Source organism: Streptomyces xanthophaeus, from assembly GCF_000725805.1.
GTDB classification, from domain to species: domain Bacteria; phylum Actinomycetota; class Actinomycetes; order Streptomycetales; family Streptomycetaceae; genus Streptomyces; species Streptomyces xanthophaeus.
On record NZ_JOFT01000089.1, the window covers coordinates 1 to 1,278 of the forward strand.

The 1,278-nt window shown below is 67.2% G+C and carries 2 protein-coding genes; both read right to left on the reverse strand.

What is annotated here, in order from left to right; all coding sequences use genetic code 11:
• Positions 1 to 41: 41 nt before the first annotated feature.
• Positions 42 to 911, reverse strand: a complete 870-nt coding sequence (locus IO30_RS0129010) for an IS3 family transposase (protein ID WP_031147790.1) — start codon at positions 909 to 911, stop codon at positions 42 to 44.
• Positions 908 to 1,278: transposase (locus tag IO30_RS0129015; protein ID WP_209439904.1), on the reverse strand; the 371-nt coding region annotated here is incomplete at its 5' end. The genes IO30_RS0129010 and IO30_RS0129015, both read right to left, overlap by 4 nt.

Below are 1,278 nucleotides of genomic sequence, written 5' to 3' on the forward strand. Positions count from 1 at the left end.
CTGGGGTTGTTCCTGTTTGGCGGACAGGTTCTATGTGTTGGTCAGGCAGTGGTCGTTTCGTACTCGGCTGGGCTTTGGTAGCCGAGACTGCTGTGGAGTCGGCGGGTGTTGTACCAGCCTTCGATGTACTCGAAGATCGCGGTCCTGGCGGCAGCGTGGGTGTGCCAGCGGTGCCGGGTGACCAGTTCGTTTTTGAGGCTCGCGAAGAAGGACTCTGCGACGGCGTTGTCCCAGCACACGCCGGTGCGGCCGACGGAGAGCCGGATGCCCAGGTCGGCTGCCAGCCGTGCGAATGCATGGCTGGTGTACTGGCTGCCCCGGTCGGAATGGAAGACGACCGGGCCGTGGGGCCCGCGTTGGTGGCAGGCGTTCGTGAGGGCGTCGGCTGCCAGGGATGTGCCCAGGTGGTCGGCGGTGGCCCAGCCGACCACGCGGCGGGAGGCGATGTCGATCACGGTGGCGAGGTAGAGCCAGCCCTGACCTGTGTCGATGTAGGTGATGTCCCCGCACCAGCGGGTGTCGACGGCCGTCGGTCCGGTGCGGAAATCGCGGTCGATCAGGTCGGGGCGGGTGGCCGCCTGCGGGTCGGGAACGGTGGTGCGGTGGCCGCGCCGACGGTGCCGGCCCGCGACGCCGGCCTCTCGCATCAGTCGGGCGATCCGGCGCCGGCCGCAGGCGTGTCCCTCACGCAGCAGGGCGGCGTGGATCCGTGGGGCGCCGTAGGTGCCGCGTGAATGCGTGTGGACTTCGCTGATCAGCGTGGTCAGTTCCGCATCACGCCGGGCTCGTGGTCCTGGCCTGTGGTTTCGGCGGGTGTAGTAGGCGGACCGGGAGACCTTCATCAGTTCACAGGCTCGTTTGACGCTGTGACCTGCTTGCTTCTCCGCCTCGATGAACGGGTCGACCGTCACCGGGTCCCCCTCGCGAAGAAAGCCGTGGCCCGCTTGAGGATCTCGATGTCCTCCCGCAGACGGCGGTTCTCCCGCCGCAGCTCCGCCAGCTCCGTCCGTTCGTCGCGTTCCAGGTCCTTGTGCTGGTGACTTTCGTCGGCCTGGGCCAGCCAGAGCCGCACGGCGGTCTCCGTCAGGTCGAAGTCCTTGACGATCTCGGGCACCGACCGGTCCCCACGCAGGCACAACTCGACGATCTCGGCCTTGAAATCGGCCGTGAACTGCCGCCTGGGCCGCGGCTTCTTCTTCGGCATGTTCTCCATCATGGACATCCCTCTCCGGGTGTAACCCCAGATCTCCGGATGTCCGCCAAACCGAAGCAACCCCA